Source organism: Roseateles puraquae, assembly GCF_002205845.1.
GTDB lineage: Bacteria > Pseudomonadota > Gammaproteobacteria > Burkholderiales > Burkholderiaceae_C > Pelomonas > Pelomonas puraquae.
Genome location: NZ_NISI01000016.1, coordinates 65471 through 82884, shown reverse-complemented (window position 1 = coordinate 82884; position 17414 = coordinate 65471). Strand labels below are relative to the sequence as shown.

15 protein-coding genes and 1 tRNA gene are annotated in these 17414 nt (G+C 67.7%); 11 read left to right on the top strand and 5 right to left on the bottom strand.

Annotated elements, in window-relative coordinates; genetic code table 11:
* Positions 1-13: 13 nt before the first annotated feature.
* A complete protein-coding gene (locus tag CDO81_RS24715; RefSeq protein ID WP_088485919.1) occupies positions 14-931 on the bottom strand; it encodes a M14 family metallopeptidase in 918 nt (305 codons plus the stop codon).
* Positions 928-2724 carry a DUF885 domain-containing protein gene (locus tag CDO81_RS24710; RefSeq protein WP_241517143.1) on the bottom strand — a complete coding sequence of 599 codons (1797 nt, stop codon included), beginning with the start codon at positions 2722-2724 and terminating at the stop codon, positions 928-930. The genes CDO81_RS24715 and CDO81_RS24710 overlap by 4 nt, the downstream gene beginning before the upstream one ends.
* 85 nt (positions 2725-2809) lie before the next feature.
* Here CDO81_RS24710 and pdxA point away from each other — a divergent pair, with 85 nt between their 5' ends.
* Positions 2810-3835, top strand: coding sequence for a 4-hydroxythreonine-4-phosphate dehydrogenase PdxA (gene pdxA, locus CDO81_RS24705; RefSeq protein WP_241517142.1), 1026 nt, complete (start codon positions 2810-2812; stop codon positions 3833-3835).
* Here the strand turns inward: pdxA and CDO81_RS24700 are convergent.
* Positions 3832-6255: a DUF1631 family protein gene (locus tag CDO81_RS24700; protein ID WP_088485917.1), complete on the bottom strand. Its 2424-nt coding sequence runs from the start codon at positions 6253-6255 to the stop codon at positions 3832-3834. The genes pdxA and CDO81_RS24700 overlap by 4 nt on opposite strands.
* Before the next feature lie 132 nt (positions 6256-6387).
* Entirely contained in the window at positions 6388-6810 is a 423-nt protein-coding gene (gene mscL / locus CDO81_RS24695) for a large conductance mechanosensitive channel protein MscL (RefSeq protein WP_088485916.1), read from the bottom strand.
* Between the two features lie 186 nt (positions 6811-6996).
* On the opposite strand from mscL, the gene petA reads away from it, so the two are divergent.
* The 6 genes from petA (at position 6997) to CDO81_RS24665 (ending at position 11309) form a co-directional block, all read left to right on the top strand.
* Complete coding sequence (gene petA, locus CDO81_RS24690; protein ID WP_088485915.1) at positions 6997-7593, top strand: ubiquinol-cytochrome c reductase iron-sulfur subunit; 597 nt, start codon at positions 6997-6999, stop codon at positions 7591-7593.
* Positions 7594-7614: 21 nt separating this feature from the next.
* Positions 7615-9021, top strand: coding sequence for a cytochrome b (locus tag CDO81_RS24685; RefSeq protein WP_088485914.1), 1407 nt, complete (start codon positions 7615-7617; stop codon positions 9019-9021).
* Positions 9022-9041: 20 nt separating this feature from the next.
* Positions 9042-9812: a cytochrome c1 gene (locus CDO81_RS24680; RefSeq protein ID WP_088485913.1), complete on the top strand. Its 771-nt coding sequence runs from the start codon at positions 9042-9044 to the stop codon at positions 9810-9812.
* 139 nt (positions 9813-9951) lie between these two features.
* A complete protein-coding gene (locus tag CDO81_RS24675) occupies positions 9952-10569 on the top strand; it encodes a glutathione S-transferase N-terminal domain-containing protein (RefSeq protein WP_088485912.1) in 618 nt (205 codons plus the stop codon).
* A gap of 123 nt (positions 10570-10692) precedes the next feature.
* The gene (locus CDO81_RS24670; protein WP_088485911.1) at positions 10693-11208 is read left to right on the top strand and encodes a ClpXP protease specificity-enhancing factor; all 516 of its coding nucleotides are present in this window, start codon (positions 10693-10695) and stop codon (positions 11206-11208) included.
* A 25-nt stretch (positions 11209-11233) separates the two neighbouring features.
* Positions 11234-11309: transfer RNA gene (locus CDO81_RS24665), tRNA-Thr, on the top strand.
* Positions 11310-11346: 37 nt separating this feature from the next.
* Here CDO81_RS24665 and CDO81_RS24660 read toward each other — a convergent pair.
* A complete protein-coding gene (locus tag CDO81_RS24660; RefSeq protein ID WP_241517140.1) occupies positions 11347-11685 on the bottom strand; it encodes a hypothetical protein in 339 nt (112 codons plus the stop codon).
* A 193-nt stretch (positions 11686-11878) separates the two neighbouring features.
* Between CDO81_RS24660 and secA the strand changes: the two genes are divergently transcribed.
* The 4 genes from secA to argJ all read left to right on the top strand — a co-directional run bounded on the left by secA (position 11879) and on the right by argJ (position 17399).
* Positions 11879-14623: a preprotein translocase subunit SecA gene (secA, locus tag CDO81_RS24655; RefSeq protein ID WP_088485910.1), complete on the top strand. Its 2745-nt coding sequence runs from the start codon at positions 11879-11881 to the stop codon at positions 14621-14623.
* Between the two features lie 216 nt (positions 14624-14839).
* Positions 14840-15340 carry a hypothetical protein gene (locus CDO81_RS24650; protein ID WP_088485909.1) on the top strand — a complete coding sequence of 167 codons (501 nt, stop codon included), beginning with the start codon at positions 14840-14842 and terminating at the stop codon, positions 15338-15340.
* Positions 15341-15362: 22 nt separating this feature from the next.
* The gene (locus tag CDO81_RS28965) at positions 15363-16055 is read left to right on the top strand and encodes a PEP-CTERM sorting domain-containing protein (RefSeq protein ID WP_144397398.1); all 693 of its coding nucleotides are present in this window, start codon (positions 15363-15365) and stop codon (positions 16053-16055) included.
* 114 nt (positions 16056-16169) lie between these two features.
* A complete protein-coding gene (gene argJ / locus CDO81_RS24640) occupies positions 16170-17399 on the top strand; it encodes a bifunctional glutamate N-acetyltransferase/amino-acid acetyltransferase ArgJ (protein ID WP_088485907.1) in 1230 nt (409 codons plus the stop codon).
* The last annotated feature ends 15 nt before the right edge of the window (positions 17400-17414 follow it).

Below are 17414 nucleotides of genomic sequence, written 5' to 3'. Positions count from 1 at the left end.
CCTGGCCCGAGGCTCAGGCTGCGGCCATCGCGTAATCGATGGCTGCCTTCACGGCCACGACCTGTGCCAGGTTGCATTCGGCCGGCGTGGTGCGCGGGCTGTCCGGGTAGACCTCGGTCGTCGTCGCGAACCGGGCGCCGGTGATGGCGGCGCACAGCGCCCAGCGGCTGACCGGGAACTCGATGACGCCCGGCGATTGCAGCGGCGATTCGTTGATCTGCCCTTGCGCATCCGGCTCGGCGATGTGTGTGACCTGCGCGACCGCGTCGATGACCGCGCGCTGGAAGGCGGGTTGCGGGTGATCGGCGTCGTCGACGAGATAGAAGCCGTCCTGGATCTCGCCGGGCTCGAAGGGCTTGCCGTCGCGGGCGGCCAGGGCGGGGCGGAACTCGGATTCGTCGGTGTCGGTGGTCTCGTGCAGGTCGATGTGCATCAGCACCCGGCCCTTGAGCGGCGCGAGCAGGGCGACCAGCGCCGCGGACTCGGCCGCCGGGCTGCCCTCGCGGAAGTTGCGGTTGGGGTCGAGCGCGCCATGGTTCCAGCGCTGGATGCGTTCGTAGGCCCAGGGGCTGACGCAGGGCACCACCAGCAGGTTGGCGCGGCCCGCGGTCTCCTCGCCGTGCTGCCTGAGGTACTGCAGCGCGCCATGCACGCCGCTGGTCTCGTAGCCGTGCACGCCGCCGGTGACCACCAGGTGGGGCAGGTCGTCCCGCCAGCCGCGGCTGCGCACCACCTGCAGCGGGAAGCGCTCGCCGTCGTAGTCGAGCTCGCCGTAGGTTTGGACGTCGAAGCGTTCGCGCAGCGGCGCCAGGGCGGCGAGCACATCGTCGGCATAGCGGCGTTGGCGCACAAGCCGGGCGCGCCAGGCGGCCACCTCGGCCTCGCCCCAGGGCACGCCGGGCGTGCCGACCGGATAGAACGGCGTGTTCATGCGCGGCCCTTCTCGCTGGCGATCCAGGCGTTGATGCGCTGCTCCAGCAGCGGCAGCGGCATGGCGCCCTGGTCGATCAAGGCATTGTGAAAGCGCCGCTGGTCGAACTTCGGCCCCAGCGCGGCTTCGGCGCGGGCGCGCAGCTCCTTGATCTTCAGCAGGCCCATCATGTAGCTGAGCGCTTGGCCGGGTTGCGAGGCATAGCGGTCCACTTCGGCCGCCATGAAGACCGGGTCATGGCCGGTCTGCTCGATCATGTAGGCGATGGCTTTGTCGCGCGACCAGCCCATCGCGTGGATGCCGGTGTCCACCACCAGGCGCGCGGCGCGGAACATCTGCGCCTGCAGGTGACCGAAGCGGGTGTAGGGGTCGCGGAACAAGCCGATCTGCGGCCCGAGGGTCTCGGCATACAGCGCCCATCCCTCGCTGAACACCGAGTACTGCGACTGCCGGCGGAAGTTGGGCAGCTCGCCGAGTTCGACCTGGCGAGAGATCTGCAGGTGATGGCCCGGCACCGTCTCGTGCGCCACCAAGGTTTCCATGGCCCATTTGGGGCGGCGCTTGAAGGCGATGGCATTGGCGTTGAACCAGCCCGGTGTGGTGCCGTCCAGCGATGGGCCGTTGTAGTTGTCGGCTGCGCCTTCGCCGGTGTAGGGCGGCATGCCACGGATGCCGTAGGGCGAGCGCGGCAGTTGCGCGAACAGCTTGGGCAGCTCGGGGTCGATGCGCTTGGCGATGGCGCGGTAGCCTTCCAGCAGCTCCTCGCCGCTCTGGTTGAAGAACTTGGGGTCGCTGTAGAGAAACTTCTTGAACGCGGCCAGGTCACCGTCGAAGCCGGCCTCGGTGCGCACCTTCTCCATGTCGGCGCGGATGCGCGCCACTTCGCGCAGCCCGGTGGCGTGGATATCGCCCGCGCCCAGCGGCAGCGTGACGTTGCGCAGGATGAGGGCCTCGTAGACCTTGTCGCCGCCCGGGTAGCCCGACAGGGAGCCACTTTCCGGCGCCTTGGGCGCCAGCTCGTCCTTCATCACCGCGAGCAGCTTGCGCTGGGCCGGGTAGAAGTGCTCCTTCAGCGCGGCCTGGCCCTGGGCCTGCAGCTGGGCCTTGACGGCCGGGTCCACTGTCATGCGGTTGAAGGGTTCGTAGACGGGGCTCTTGGTCAGGTCGTCGGTGAGCTGGCCTTCCACCTGCGCGATGGCGCGGGCCAGCACCGGCCGCGCCGTGACCCAGCCCAGGCTCAGGCCCTGGCGCAGGATGGCGATTTCCTGCTCGACCCGCGCCGGGTAGGCCGCCAGGCGTGCCAGCCATTGCCGCACCTGCGCCTCGTTGTTGGCCGGCACATTGCGCGCCAGGCCGGCGAGGGCGGACTGTGCGCCGTACAGCGTGCCCAGCGTCAGCGTGCGCCAGCCGGGGAAGGCCTGCATCGCCACTTCCTGCTGGTAGCGGTTGATGAACAGGGCGAGGGAGACCCGGTCGGTGTCGCTCAGCAGGCTGGCGTCCACGCGCTGCGCCCGTGCCAGCAGGTCGCGCGACAGGGCATCACGGGCGGCGAGGCCGGCCGGCGAGCGGTCGCTGAGCTTGTCGTTGAAGCGCAGGTCCCCGCGCATCGTGGCCCACTCGGGCGCGGCCTTGGCTTCGGCTTCCCAGGCGTCATCGAAGAGGGCGTGCAGGGACTGGCGCGCCTTGGCGGCGGCATCGGTGGCCGCGGGCGGGCGAGTGGTGTCGGCGGCATGGGCAAGGGGCCCGCTGAAAGACAGGCCGATGATCACGGCGGCAACGAGGGTCAGGCGCAAGGGGGTCTCCGGTGCGTGGGGATGAGGCGGGGTCAGCCGGCCGGCAGTCTGCCAGTGCGCCTGCGGGGTGATGAAAGAATGAGGCATGACCTCGGAAAACTCCCTAGGCGAACCGCGCGCCGTGCCCCTGGCCATCAGCATGGGTGATGCCTGTGGCATCGGCCCGGAGATCATCGCGCGGCTGTGGCAGCAGGGCGCCGTGCAAGACGCGGTGGTCGTTGGCGATGCCGCCGTCATGAGGCGGGCGCTTCGGGTGGTGGGCGGGGGCCTGGCGGTCGCCACGCTGACTGACCTGTCGGAGCGGCCTCGCGTGCCGCCCCATTGCCTGCCTGTGTGGGCGCCTGAGGGGCTGCCGGCGGATCTCGTCGAGGCGCCGGTCGGCCAGATCGATGCGCGCGCCGGGGCTGCCGCTGCGCGGTGCATCGAGGCTGCCGTTGCCCAGGTGCAGGCCGGCGCGGCGCGGGCCCTGGTCACGGCGCCCATTCACAAGGAGGCGCTGCATGCCGCCGGGTCGCCTTACCCCGGGCATACCGAGATGCTGCAGGCCCTGGCCGGCGGCGCGCCGGTGCGCATGATGCTGGCTAACGAGGAGCTGCGCACGGTGCTGGTCACCATCCACTGCTCGCTGCGCCAGGCCATCGAGCGTGTCACGCGCGAGGCCGTGCGGGAGACGCTGGTCATCACCCACGCCGCGCTGCGCCGCATGGGCTTTGCCACGCCGCGCATCGCGGTGGCCGGTCTGAACCCGCACGCGGGCGAGGGCGGCCTGTTCGGTGATGAGGAGATCGTGCACATCGCGCCTGCCATTGCGGACGCACGTGCCGCAGGCATCGAGGCCAGCGGCCCGTTTGCGCCCGACACCATCTTCATGCGCGCCCGCCGTGGCGAGTTCGACGTGGTGGTGGCGATGGTGCACGACCACGGCCTCATTCCGGTGAAGTACCTCGGCGTGGAGCAGGGCGTGAACGTGACGCTGGGGCTGCCCTTCGTGCGCACCAGCCCCGACCACGGCACGGCTTTCGACATCGCCGGCCGAGGCGTGGCCGACCCGGCCAGCCTGGCAGCGGCACTCGCGATGGCGCGACGGCTGACCGCCGACGCGGCGCGTTAGCGTGACGTGCCGCCCAGCGCCGCGAGCTGGGCGCGGGCGCGTGCGGTGGCGCGTTCGATCAGGTGGGCGCGTTCGTAGGCGCGCATGCGGCCCGTCTCGCACAGCTTGCGCAGCATGCGGGCGGTCATCGTCACGGTTTCCTGGTGGCGATTGCCGTGGGTGAAGATGAAGAAGCTGCGGCCCGCGCTCACATGGGCCAGGCGCACCTTCTGCCAGTGCTCGCCGGTGTGCATCTGGTAGGCGAAGCCCAGCTCCATGTTGTCCATCAGCACCGCGCCGCTGGCGGGCTCGGGGGCGCTTTCGGCAGGCGGCAGGCCGTCGATCGAGATGTCGACCGCCTGGATCGGCTCGGCGGCGGCGACGGCATCGTTGCCGGACAGGTCCAGGTCGAGCTCGCCGTTCCAATCGACGGTGGACTCCTCCACGAGGCCGAGGCTCTTGGCCTCGGCCGGGGTCAGGCGCTGGCTGGCATCGAGATCGCCAGGCGCCGTCTCGCCCGCGATGGGTTTGGCCAGGTCGGCTTCCACCGGCGGGGCAGCGCCGAAGATCTGGTCCAGCTGCTTGATCAGCAGATTGGTATCGAGCGCGCTCGGGGCCTGGCCTTTCAGCGACTCGGCATGCGCGGGCAGCAGGGCGCCGAAGAAGTCCTTGCGCGGCGCGTCCGGCCAGCGGATCAGGTCCAGCCCCTCGTTGAGGGTGCGCATCAGGTTGGGCAGCTCGCGCAGGAAGTCGGCCCGCGCCGCCGTGCCACCCTTGGGCTGCACGCTCATCACCAGCGCACGGCCGAGCTGGCGCAGGCGCAGCGCACGCTCCGGCGCGCCTTCACGGGAGGCCAGCACGATGGCCTGGCTCCAGACCTGCGCCAGGAAGTTGCGCAGGAAATCCTGCATCGGCACCTTGGCCAGCTGCTGCTGCAGTTGCAGGGCGTAGCGCTGTTGCAGGCGCAGGTCGGTCTCGCGCCGCTCCACCACCGCGGCGGCATCACCCGCGGCCTTCAGCGTGTTGCGGGTCTGCTCGGCGATGAAGGCTTCCAGGGCGTCCAGCTTGGCCGTGTAGACGTCCATGCGGTCGAAGTCGCCCTGGGCCACGTCCTGCACGAGGTCGCGCACATGCGACAGGAAGGAGCGGCCGGGGTCGTCGCTGAAGTCGTCGAAGGCGCAGGCGAGGGACGCCATGCGGTTGACGAACTGGCGCACCGGGTGGCGGCGCGACGAGAAGAAGGTTTCGTCCCCCAGCGCGACACGCAGCACCGGCAACTGCAGCCGGGCCAGCAGGCGCGCCATTTGCGGCGGTACCTTGGGGTCGGACAGGATCTGGTCGAACAGGCTGCTGACCACATCGATGACCATGTGGTCCAGCCGCCCGGTGGCCAGCTGGCGCAGTTCGTCTCGGTGCTGCTGGATGACGTTGGTCGGCAGCGGCAGCTGCCCCCAGGCGCTGGGCTCGCCACTCAGGGTGTCCAGGCCCATGCGGCCGGAATTGCCGGTGTCGTAGCCGCCGAGATCGGCCGGCATCGGCGCCTGCGCCAGGCGGCGCAGCAGATCCATCATCTGCGGGTCGACACGGCCCAGGCCGCCGCCACCACCGCCGCGCCCGCCGTAGCCGCCGGGGCCGCCAGAGCCTGCGCCATAGCCGCCGCGCTGGCCGAGCCCGCCATGGCTGGAGCCGCCCAGGCCGCCGGGGCCACTGCCGCCGTAGGGACCGCCGCGGGTCGACAGCGGCGCGTGGCTGGAATCGAAATCGCCGTGCTGCGTGTTGCCCAGGCCACCGTGGCGGGACAGGCCGGCATCGGGTGTTGCGCGCACCCGCAGGTCCTGCGGGCGCAGGCCCCGCGAGCGCAGCAGCTCGGCGATGTCGCCGTAGCAGGCCCGCATCTCCTGGGCCAGGGCGCGGGTCAGTTCATCGGTCAGGGTCTGCCGGGTCTGCGGGTCGTCGGTGATGCTTTGGATGGCATCCAGCAGCCCTTGCGCCACCAATTCGGGCCGCAGCGGGTTGCGCTCGCCGACCTGGATGCTGGCGACGTAGGACTCCACTTCCCGCAGCTCCCACTCGCAGTGGTGGCCGATGGCCAGGCCGATGCGGTCTGCGGCGACCAGGTTGTTGACCTGGTCGTCATCCATGAGGGAGAGCTCACCCCAGTCCTTCTTGCCGGTGGGGGCGGCGGTCGGCTTGGTCTCGGCCTGCTCGGCGGCCACCTGGCGGCGCAGGCTCTGCACAAAACGTTGCGAGAACACCGCCTGCTGCTGCCGGAAGACAAACTGCGCCGCCAGCAGCGCATCGCGCCGCTTGATCTGCCCGGCCGACAGCGCCGACAGCCCCAGACCTTCCGCGCAGCGCTCAGCCGCCTGCTCGCCCGCGAGTCGGATGCGGGTGAGCGAGGCTTCGAGGTGAGGATTCAGGCGTATCTCAGGCGCGTTCATCAAGAATGGGGCTCGAGCAGCGGCGAAAGTATCGCGCTTGCAACAGGTGCGGGTTTTCCGCGGGTCGCCAACTCCGTGACAAAAAAAAGCCCGGTAACCAATCCTTACCGGGCGGCGGGGTGGGGCGAGAGCTTAGCGCTTGAGCGAATCCCGGATTTCGCGCAGCAATTGGATGTCTTCCGGGGTCGGCGGCGGCTCGGCCGGCGCGGGCGCGGCCTCGGGGGCGCGCTTGAGGCGGTTGATCTGCTTGATCATGAGAAAGATCACGAACGCCAGGATGATGAAGTTCAGGGACACCGTGATGAAGCTGCCGTAGGCGAGCACCACGCCCTGTTTCTTGGCGTCGGCCAGCGTGGTGGCCGTCTGGCCCGCCAGCGGAATGAAGTAGTTGCTGAAGTCGAGCCCGCCGAAGATCTTGCTGACCACCGGCATGATGACGTCGCCCACCAGCGAGTCCACGATCTTGCCGAAGGCGCCGCCGATGATCACACCGACCGCCAGGTCGACGACATTGCCCTTGACGGCGAACTCCTTGAACTCGGAAAAGAAACTCATGCGCGCTCCTGTGGGCGTGGTTGTGGCGGTGGATGGAAAAGCCGCGGATTATGTTGGCGCCAAGCGTGCGGCCCCCGAAAGCGGGTAAACCTGTGGTCCGACTCGGTTGTCCCGGCCAAAGGGGGCGATGCGCGTCCGCTAGAATCCCGAGTTGCCCCTGATCAGAAGTCTCTTTAGAGGACCCTCATGAGTGACCAGCAAGTGGACCAAGGCAAACGCACCTGGTTGATTGCAACCGGCTGCGCCGGCGCCGTCGGTGGCGTCGCGACCGCCGTGCCCTTCGTCAGCACCTTCGCGCCCAGTGAGCGCGCCAAGGCCGCGGGCGCCCCCGTCGAGGTCGACATCTCCGGCATCAAGCCTGGCGAGAAGCTCACCGTCGAATGGCGTGGCAAGCCGGTCTGGATCGTGCGCCGCACGCCCGAGCAGGTCGAGGCCCTCAAGAAGAACGACAGCCAGCTGGCCGACCCGAACTCCGATCGCAAGGCCTACCCCATCCCCGAGTACGCCAAGAACGAAGCGCGCTCGATCAAGCCCGAATACCTCGTCGTCGTGGGCATCTGCTCGCACCTGGGCTGCTCGCCCAGTGACAAGTTCGCCGCCGGCCCGCAGCCTTCGCTGCCGGACGACTGGAACGGTGGCTTCCTGTGCCCCTGCCATGGCTCCACCTTCGACATGGCCGGCCGGGTCTTCAAGAACAAGCCGGCGCCCGACAACCTCGAAGTGCCCCCCCACATGTACCTGTCCGACAGCAAGCTGCTGATCGGCGAGGACAAGAAGGCTTAACGAGAAACCACGGGACGAGACATGGCTGAATTCAAGGAAGCGCCCGCAGGCGCCTCGGTCGGCGTGAAGACCATGACCTGGCTGGAGAACCGGTTCCCGACCGCGTTCGACGCCTACAAGGTCCACATGGCCGAGTACTACGCGCCCAAGAACTTCAACTGGTGGTACATCTTCGGCTCGCTGGCCCTGCTGGTGCTGGTGATCCAGATCGTCACCGGCATCTTCCTGGTGATGCACTACAAGCCCGACGCGGCCCTGGCCTTTGCGTCGGTCGAGTACATCATGCGCGACGTGCCCTGGGGCTGGCTGATCCGCTACATGCACAGCACCGGCGCCTCGGCGTTCTTTGTCGTGGTGTACCTGCACATGTTCCGCGGCCTGATCTACGGCAGCTACCGCAAACCCCGCGAACTCGTCTGGATCTTCGGCTGCGCGATCTTCCTGTGCCTGATGGCCGAAGCCTTCATGGGCTATCTGCTGCCCTGGGGCCAGATGTCCTACTGGGGCGCTCAGGTGATCGTGAACCTGTTCGCCGCCGTGCCCTTCGTCGGTAACGACCTGGCCCTGATGATCCGCGGCGACTACGTGGTGGGCGACGCCACGCTGAACCGCTTCTTCAGCTTCCACGTCATCGCCGTGCCGCTGGTGCTGCTCGGCCTGGTGGTGGCCCACCTGCTGGCCCTGCATGACGTCGGCTCCAACAACCCCGACGGCGTGGAAGTCAAGAAGGGCCCGAAGGATGCACAAGGTCGTCCGCTGGATGCCGTGCCCTTCCACCCCTTCTACACGGTGCACGACATCTACGGTGTCTGCCTGTTCCTGATCGCCTTCACGTCGATCATCTTCTTCGCGCCTGAGCTGGGTGGCTACTTCCTGGAGTACAACAACTTCATCCCGGCCGACCCGCTCAAGACGCCGGCCCACATCGCGCCGGTCTGGTACTTCACGCCGTTCTATTCGATGCTGCGCGCCACCACCGACGTGATGGTCAACGTGCTGTGTGGCGTCATCGGCGTGGCGGCCGTCGTGAGCTTCCTGAAGGGCAAGTTCGGCGGCGCGGCCAAGCTGGCGCTGCTGGTGGGTGCCGCGGTGCTGATCTTCCTGCTCAAGGTCTTCGATGCGAAGTTCTGGGGCGTGGTCGTGATGGGTGGCGCCGTCGTCATCCTGTTCTTCCTGCCCTGGCTGGACCACAGCCCGGTCAAGTCGATCCGCTACCGCCCGAGCTGGCACAAGTACGTGTACGCCGTCTTCGTGGTCTTCTTCCTGTGGCTGGGCTACCTCGGCATCCAGCCGCCGAGCGACATGGGCACCCTGGTGGCCCAGGCCGGCACGCTGTTCTACTTCGGCTTCTTCCTGCTGATGCCGTGGTGGAGCCGCCTGGGTACGCCCAAGGCCGTGCCCGACCGTGTGACCTTCCACGCCCACTGAGCCGCGGAGCAACAACACAAATGAAAAAGCTGATCGCCATCCTGCTGGCCTCGCTGAGCCTGGCTGGTGCCGCCCACGCCTCCGGCGGCGGCATGGAGTGGGACAAGTTCCCCAAGGAGAAGATGTCGGACATGGCCGCGCTGCAACATGGCGCCAAGCTGTTCGTCAACTATTGCCTGAACTGCCACTCCGCGGCCTACATGCGCTACAACCGCCTGCGCGACATCGGCCTGTCCGAGGCGGACATCAAGAACAACCTGCTGTTCGCCGGTGAAAAGGTCGGTGAGACCATGAAGGCCAGCATCGATCCCAAGGATGCCAAGGCCTGGTTCGGCGCCAACCCGCCTGACCTCACCGTCATCGCCCGCTCGCGTGCCGACGGCAGCAAGGGTTCGGGGGCTGACTACCTCTACACCTACATGCGGACGTTCTACCGCGACGAGAGCAAGGCCACGGGCTGGAACAACCTCGCCTTCCCGAACGTCGGCATGCCGCACGTGCTGTGGGAGCTGCAGGGCCAGCGCGCCGCCAAGTTCGACGAGGTGGCCGACCCGCACGACCACGAGAAGAAGACCCACGTCTTCGCCGGCTACGAGCAACTCACCCCCGGCAAGCTGACCGAGCGCCAGTACGACGACGCGGTGGCCGACCTGGTTGCCTACCTGCAGTGGATGGGCGAGCCCGCCCAGGCCCAGCGTTTCCAGCTCGGCGTGATCGTGTTGATCTTCCTGCTCTTCCTGACCGTCTTTGCGTGGCGCCTGAATGCCTCGTACTGGAAGGACGTGAAGTAAGCCCGCAAGTCCCGACGCCGCCACAAGCGGTGTCGAACCACGCAGTGGGGAGCGTCGAGCGACCCACTGCGTTTGCTTTTTCAGCGCGGCCTCGGCCAGCGCGCGTTTTTGATTGACTGACCCCTCGGGAGCCCAAGCCATGATGGTCCTCTACTCCGGTACCACCGACCCCTACTCGCACCGCTGCCGCTTCGTGCTGTTCGAGAAAGGCATGGACTTCGAAATCCGTGACGTCGACCTGTTCGCCAAGCCCGAAGACATCGCGCTGATGAACCCGTACAACGAGGTGCCCATCCTGGTGGAGCGCGACCTCATCCTGTACGAGTCGCACATCATCAACGAGTACATCGACGAGCGCTTTCCGCATCCGCAGTTGATGCCCGGCGACCCGGTGGCGCGCGCCCGCGTCCGCCTGTTCCTGCTGAACTTCGAGAAGGAGCTGTTCGCCCACGTGAACGTGCTCGAAGGCCGCGGCGCCACGACCAAGGCGACCGACAAGCAGCTCGAAAAGGCCCGCGCCCAGATCCGCGACCGCCTGACCCAGCTCGCCCCGATCTTCCTGAAGAACAAGTACATGCTGGGCGACGACTTCTCGATGCTCGACGTGGCCATCGCTCCGCTGCTGTGGCGTCTGGACTACTACGGTATCGACATGTCCAAGAACGCGCTGCCGCTGCTGAAGTACGCCGAGCGCATCTTCAGCCGCCCGGCGTACATCGAGGCGCTGACGCCCTCTGAAAAGGTCATGCGCAGATAAAGGGCCCACCCCGTACGCGCTTCGCGCGCCCCCTCAAGGGGGGCACTGCCGGCGGCCTGGCGGAGCCAGATCCGCGGCAGTCGCTGGGTTTTGAGTGGGTTGTTGGCCAGAGGGCTGTAGTACATGGACAAATCGCAAGGCCAAGAGGGTGCAGCGGGTGGCACGTCCACCCGCCCGTACCTGATCCGCGCGCTGCACGACTGGTGCACGGACAACGGCTTCACGCCCTACATCGCGGTGCATGTCGACCGCTCGGTGCAGGTGCCGATGGAGTACGTGTCCAACAACGAGATCGTGCTGAACATCGGTTTCGATGCCACCAGCGGCCTGGACCTGGGCAACGACTTCATCCAGTTCAAGGCACGCTTCGGCGGCGTTGCGCGCGAGATCATCGTGCCGGTGGACCATGTGGTCGCCATCTACGCCCGTGAGAACGGGCAGGGCATGGCCTTCCCGGCACCGGAGCCTCTGGCTGAAGGCGCGCCCCTGCCCAGCCCCGCGCCCCAGGAAGCCCCGCGGCGCAGCGGCCTGCGCCTGGCGACCGAGTCTCCCGAGGCGGGCGAAGGCGAGGGCGATGACACGCCGCCGCCAGAATCCCCGGGCGGTTCGCCGCGGCCTTCGCTCAAACGGGTGAAGTGAGCGTCTAGAATCGCGGTCTTCTTTCGCCGGCTTAGCTCAGTTGGTAGAGCAACCGCCTTGTAAGCGGTAGGTCATCAGTTCGAATCCGATAGCCGGCACCAGTTCAAGACCCCATCGCCTCGCGGCGCTGGGGTCTTGTCATTTCTGAAGCAGCTTGACGCGGATGCGGCCCGGCAGCCCCTGCTGGGCCAGCAACGCCTCCAGGCGCGGCAGCAACTGGCGCAGCTTGGCAGCGACCGCGGCATTGGCAGCCAAGAGACTCCAGCCGTCCTCGTCCAGCGGGCCGGCCTGAAGGCTGGCTGCAAGGTTCCCGGGCAGTGCTGGCGCGATGAGGCGAAGGCGCCGTCGCGAATCCTCGAGCCGCTCGCCCAGCCGCGCCAGGCTCGCGTGTTCCCTCAGGGCTTGCGCCACCGGCGTAGGCGCCGGGATGCTGGCACGCGGCACTTTGGGCGGCAGATAGCGGGGCGCGGACGACATGGCGGCAGTGTAGTCAGCTCGCCGCCCCACCCCTGGCCCGCAGAGGCGCGCTGCTAAACTGCGCCGCTTTGCGCGACCGGGCAAGTCCTTCTTGCAATGCCTTGCCGCGTCCCCAGATTCGCGCCTTCAGTTTCGCGTCCCAGGCGACCGGGCCCTTTTGGCCGGTGCCGGCGCAGCACCCATCCTTCGCAGCATGTTGCCCAAGCTTCTCACTTCGATTTTCGGTAGCCGCAACGAGCGTCTGCTCAAGCAGTACCGCCGCATCGTGCAGCAGATCAACGCGCTGGAGCCGAAGTACGAGGCGCTGACCGACGACGAACTGCGTGCGCAGACAGCCGAGTTCAAGCAGCGCATCGCCGGTGGCGCGACGGTGGACGACATCCTGCCCGAGGCCTTCGCCGTCTGCCGTGAAGGCAGCAAGCGCGCCCTGAAGATGCGCCACTTCGATGTGCAGCTGATCGGCGGCATGGTGCTCAATGCCGGCAAGGTCGCCGAGATGCGCACCGGTGAAGGCAAGACGCTGATGGCCACGCTGCCCGTCTACCTCAATGCCCTGACCGGCAAGGGCGTGCACGTCGTGACGGTCAACGACTACCTCGCGCGCCGCGACGCCGAGTGGATGGGCAAGCTCTACAACTTCCTGGGCCTCTCGGTCGGCATCAACCTGCCGCAGATGCCCCGCGAGGAGAAGCAGGCGGCCTACGCGGCTGATGTGACCTACGGCACCAACAACGAGTACGGCTTCGACTACCTGCGCGACAACATGGTCTACGAGACCGCCGATCGCGTGCAGCGGGGCCTGGCCTACGCCATCGTCGACGAGGTCGACTCCATCCTGATCGACGAGGCCCGCACCCCGCTGATCATCTCGGGTCAGGCTGACGATCACACCGACGTCTACCTGCGCATCAACGCCGTCGTGCCCCAGCTCAAGAAGCAGATCGGCGAGCTCGATCCGCGCACGGGTGAGGGCGTCATCGAGCCGGGTGACTTCACGGTCGACGAGAAGTCGCACCAGATCCACCTGACCGAAGACGGCCATGAGGTCGCCGAGCGGCTGCTGGCCCAGGCCGGCCTCATCCCGGAAGGGGCCAGCCTCTACGACGCGGCCAACATCACGCTGATGCATCACCTGAATGCAGCGCTGCGGGCCCACCACGTCTATCACCGCGACCAGCACTACGTGGTGCAGAACGGCGAAGTCATCATCGTCGACGAATTCACCGGCCGCCTGATGGCCGGTCGCCGCTGGAGCGATGGCCTGCACCAGGCCGTCGAGGCCAAGGAAGGCGTGCAGATCCAGGCCGAGAACCAGACGCTGGCCTCGATCACCTTCCAGAACTACTTCCGCATGTACGGCAAGCTGTCGGGCATGACCGGCACGGCCGACACCGAGGCCTACGAGTTCCAGGAGATCTACGGCCTGGAAACCGTCGTCATCCCGCCCAACCGGCCGACCATCCGCAAGGACGAGCTCGACCTCGTCTACAAGACCGACCAGGAAAAGTACGCGGCCGTCATCGAGGACATCCGCGCCTGCCACGAGCGCGGCCAGCCGGTGCTGGTGGGCACGACTTCCATCGAAAACTCCGAGCTCATCTCCAAGCTGCTCACGCAGGCCAAGCTGCCGCACAGCGTGCTCAACGCCAAGCAGCACGAGAAGGAGGCGCAGATCGTGGCCCAGGCCGGCCGCCCTGGCGTGATCACCATCGCGACCAACATGGCCGGTCGCGGCACCGACATCGTGCTGGGCGGCAACGTCGAGAAGCAGATCCAGTTCATCGAGGCCGACGAGTCCATCCCCGAGGCCGAAAAGGCCGCGCGCATCCAGCAGCTCAAGGACGAGTGGCAGGGCCTGCACGACAAGGTGCGCGCCGAAGGCGGCCTGCGCATCATCGCGACCGAGCGCCACGAGAGCCGCCGCATCGACAACCAGCTGCGCGGCCGGGCCGGCCGCCAGGGTGACCCGGGCTCCAGCCGCTTCTACCTGTCGCTGGACGACCAGCTGATGCGCATCTTCGCCGGTGAGCGGGTGCGCGCCATCATGGACCGGCTCAAGATGCCTGAGGGCGAGGCCATCGAAGCCGGCATCGTCACGCGCAGCATCGAAGGCGCCCAGCGCAAGGTCGAGGCTCGCAACTTCGACATCCGCAAGCAGCTGCTCGAGTACGACGACGTCTCCAACGACCAGCGCAAGGTCATCTACCAGCAGCGCAACGACATCCTCGAGGCCGAGAGCCTGGTCGCCCAGATCGGCTCGCTGCGTGAATCCACGCTGACCGATGTGGTGCGCACCTATGTGCCGGCTGAAAGCGTCGAAGAACAATGGGACCTGGCCGGCCTGGAGCAGGTGCTGCAGAGCGAATGGCAGATTTCGCTGTCCCTGACCGAGCTGGTCAAGAAGAGCGACTCCATCACCGACGAGGACATCCTCGCCGCCGTGATCAAGGCCGGTGACGAGCTCTTCCAGAGCAAGCTCGACCGCGTCGGCATCGAGCAGTTCAACCCCTTCATGCGCATGGTGCTGCTGCAAAGCATCGACCAGCGCTGGCGCGAGCACCTCGCGGCGCTGGACTACCTGCGCCAGGGCATCCATCTGCGTGGCTACGCCCAGAAGAACCCCAAGCAGGAATACAAGCGCGAGGCCTTCGAGCTGTTCTCGCAGCTGCTCGACCTGGTGAAGATGGAAGTCACCCGCACGCTGTTGAACGTGCGCATCCAGTCGCAGGAAGAGGCCAACGAGGCTGCCGAGGCCATGGAGCGCCGCGCCGAGGCGGTGTCCAACGTGACTTACCAGCATCCCAATGAAGACGGCTCGGTCAGCCAGGAGGTCGACCCCGCCACGCTGCTGCAGCAGTACGGGCACGTCGGCCGCAACGACCCCTGCCCCTGCGGCAGCGGCAAGAAGTTCAAGGCCTGCCACGGCAAGCTCGCCTGATCCGCGGCGGCGTTTCACCCGATGACGGGCCGGTCTTGCCGGCCCGTTTTCATTGCAGCCCCCCGGGCAGACCCCACCCATCTGGGGGGAAGAACGTGCGTTTGCACACATCCCGGGCCCGGGGCCACATGCATGGGGGGTGCTCGGGGGATGCCGTCCCCCCTAGAGTGCAGTCAGACCCCTCAGATTTCGGGTAAGCCCGATAGGAATCCCAGAATGTCTCGCATCAAAGCCCTGATCGCTGCCGCAGCGCTGAGCCTGACCTCAGCTGCCATTGCCGCCACCGTGAAGGTGTCCGATATCTCGTACATCGATTTCACCGGCGACGGCGAGAACTTCTCGGTCACCAAGTCCGCCTTCACGCTGGACACCGACACCTGGGTCACCGGCTCCCTGATCACCGTGGAAGGCGATGCGCCCTCCATCGACATCCAGACCGTGGCCCTGCGCAACCTGACCAGCGGCCAGAGCCTGAGCTGGACCGAAACGCTGGCTGTGGACTGGAACCTCATCCGCGTGGGCCTGGAGCAGTGGAGCTTCAGCACGCAGCAGCTGAGCGCCGGCCAATGGGTGCTGGATGTGACCGGCACCGCCTGGGGCGACAAGATCGAGCAGGGCTTCACCGCCACCGTTGAGCTGCCGGAGCCGGATGCCGGCGCACTGGCTGCCGTGGCCGTCCTGGGCGCCCTGGTGGCGTCGCGTCGCCGCAAGGCCTGAGCCCCGCCCCCGGAGAACCCGAATGAACACCCGCCTCCTTCCCGCTGCCGCCGCCCTGGCCCTGATGTCGATCGGCCCGTCCGCCCTGGCCGCGACCGACGTGAGCCTCGCCTGGAACGGCAATGCCGCCAAGACCGGCGTGCAGCTGAACGCCTTTGACGGCAACACCAAAGTCTTCGGTGGCCTGGCCACCGAGCTGAGCTACAGCGAAGTGCTCACCGGCGGTGCGCGCGACAGCTTCGCCGCGTTCTGCATCGAGCCGCTGCAGTCCAACACCAAGCTGACCGCCACCTACAGCAAGTCCGAGTTCACCGGCGAGACGGGCAGCCTGCTGGCCGCCCTGTACACCACCTCCTACAAGACCAGCGCCACCTGGGGCAACACCGAGCAGGCCGCCTTCCAGGTTGCCGTGTGGGAACTGACGCAGCAGACCGGCGGTCTCTACGACGCCGGCACGGGCAGCTTCCGCGTGGCGGGCGCCGACAGCGTGGTGACCCTGGCCAACAGCTTCCTGGCCAGCGCCACGGCCTTCACCGGCACCAGCACCTACGCCATCTACAAGCTGACCAACAGCACCTACCAGGACCTGATCACAGCGACCAAGCTCGACGTGCCCAACACCGTCGTGCAGGTGCCGGAGCCGCAGACCTACGCCATGCTGCTGGCCGGCCTGGGCATCGTGGCCTTCAACGCCCGCCGCCGCCTGCCGCGCTGAGGTCGGACGCGCGTCAAGACAGGGGCTCCTTCGGGAGCCCTTGTGCTTTTTGGGGCCGGGCCGGCCGTGGCTTCCTACAATCCGCGCGCTTTCCCTGACTCTGCTGAGCGCGCCATGCCCGTCAACCTCACCGCCCCTGATCCCGCCACCCTCTTGCCCGTGCCGGGCGTGCGCCTCGGCGTGACGATGGCGGGCGTGCGCAAGGCCAACCGCCGCGACCTCACGGTCATCGCGCTCGACGAGGGCGCCGCGGTGGCCGGCGTGTTCACCACCAACCGTTTTTGCGCCGCGCCGGTGCAGCTGTGCCGCGAGCATCTGGCCGCCGGGGCTGCCGTGCGCGCGCTGCTCATCAACACCGGCAATGCCAACGCCGGCACTGGCGCCGATGGCCTGGCCCGGGCCCGCGCCACCTGCGAGGCCCTGGCCGGGCTGATGGGCTGCGAGCCCACGCAGATCCTGCCCTTCTCGACCGGCGTCATCATGGAAACGCTGCCGGTGGACCGTATCACCGCCGGCCTGCCCGGCGCGCTGTCGGCCCTGCGGGACGATGGCTGGGCCGAGGCCGCGGCCGGCATCATGACCACCGACACCCTGCCCAAGGCCGCCTCGCGGCGCATCACGCTTGGCGGCGTGCCGGTCACGCTGACCGGCATCTCCAAGGGCGCGGGCATGATCCGCCCCAACATGGCCACGATGCTGGGCTTCATCGCCACGGACGCCAACATTGCGCCGGCCCTGCTGCAGCCACTGGTCAAGGCCGCGGCCGATGCGTCCTTCAACCGCATCACCATCGACGGCGACACCTCCACCAACGACTGCTTCATGCTGATCGCGAGCCGCCGCGCCGCGCACGCCGAGATCATGTCGCTGGACAGCGCCGATGCCCAGGCCCTGCTTGCGGCGCTCACGGCGCTGGCCCAGGAACTTGCCCAGGCCATCGTGCGCGATGGCGAGGGGGCCACCAAGTTCATCACCATCACCGTGGAAGGTGGTCGAGACGAGGCGGAGTGCAAGCTGGCGGCCTACGCCATCGCCCACTCGCCGCTGGTCAAGACGGCCTTCTTCGCGAGCGACCCCAACCTCGGCCGCATCCTGGCGGCGGTGGGTTACGCCGGCATTGGCGACCTCGACCAGGGCCTGATCGACCTCGACCTGGACGACGTGGCCGTCGTGCGCCAGGGTGGGCGGCTGCCGGCCTACCGCGAGGAAGATGGCCAGCGCGTGATGAAGCAGGCCGAGATCACCATCCGCATCGGCCTGAACCGCGGCAACGCCCGCGCCACCGTGTGGACCTGCGACCTGAGCCACGACTACGTCAGCATCAACGCCGACTATCGGAGTTAGCCCACCCCTACCGGC

What these genes read in the sequence shown, in the direction of transcription:
- CDO81_RS24660 (WP_241517140.1), bottom strand. Translation starts at nt 11,685, where the DNA reads ATGTCGTCCGCGCCCCGCTATCTGCCGCCCAAAGTGCCGCGTGCCAGC.
- secA (WP_088485910.1), top strand. Translation starts at nt 11,879, where the DNA reads ATGTTGCCCAAGCTTCTCACTTCGATTTTCGGTAGCCGCAACGAGCGT.
- CDO81_RS24700 (WP_088485917.1), bottom strand. Translation starts at nt 6,255, where the DNA reads ATGAACGCGCCTGAGATACGCCTGAATCCTCACCTCGAAGCCTCGCTC.
- CDO81_RS28965 (WP_144397398.1), top strand. Translation starts at nt 15,363, where the DNA reads ATGAACACCCGCCTCCTTCCCGCTGCCGCCGCCCTGGCCCTGATGTCG.
- CDO81_RS24670 (WP_088485911.1), top strand. Translation starts at nt 10,693, where the DNA reads ATGGACAAATCGCAAGGCCAAGAGGGTGCAGCGGGTGGCACGTCCACC.
- CDO81_RS24675 (WP_088485912.1), top strand. Translation starts at nt 9,952, where the DNA reads ATGATGGTCCTCTACTCCGGTACCACCGACCCCTACTCGCACCGCTGC.
- argJ (WP_088485907.1), top strand. Translation starts at nt 16,170, where the DNA reads ATGCCCGTCAACCTCACCGCCCCTGATCCCGCCACCCTCTTGCCCGTG.
- CDO81_RS24685 (WP_088485914.1), top strand. Translation starts at nt 7,615, where the DNA reads ATGGCTGAATTCAAGGAAGCGCCCGCAGGCGCCTCGGTCGGCGTGAAG.
- mscL (WP_088485916.1), bottom strand. Translation starts at nt 6,810, where the DNA reads ATGAGTTTCTTTTCCGAGTTCAAGGAGTTCGCCGTCAAGGGCAATGTC.
- CDO81_RS24715 (WP_088485919.1), bottom strand. Translation starts at nt 931, where the DNA reads ATGAACACGCCGTTCTATCCGGTCGGCACGCCCGGCGTGCCCTGGGGC.
- CDO81_RS24680 (WP_088485913.1), top strand. Translation starts at nt 9,042, where the DNA reads ATGAAAAAGCTGATCGCCATCCTGCTGGCCTCGCTGAGCCTGGCTGGT.
- pdxA (WP_241517142.1), top strand. Translation starts at nt 2,810, where the DNA reads ATGACCTCGGAAAACTCCCTAGGCGAACCGCGCGCCGTGCCCCTGGCC.
- petA (WP_088485915.1), top strand. Translation starts at nt 6,997, where the DNA reads ATGAGTGACCAGCAAGTGGACCAAGGCAAACGCACCTGGTTGATTGCA.
- CDO81_RS24650 (WP_088485909.1), top strand. Translation starts at nt 14,840, where the DNA reads ATGTCTCGCATCAAAGCCCTGATCGCTGCCGCAGCGCTGAGCCTGACC.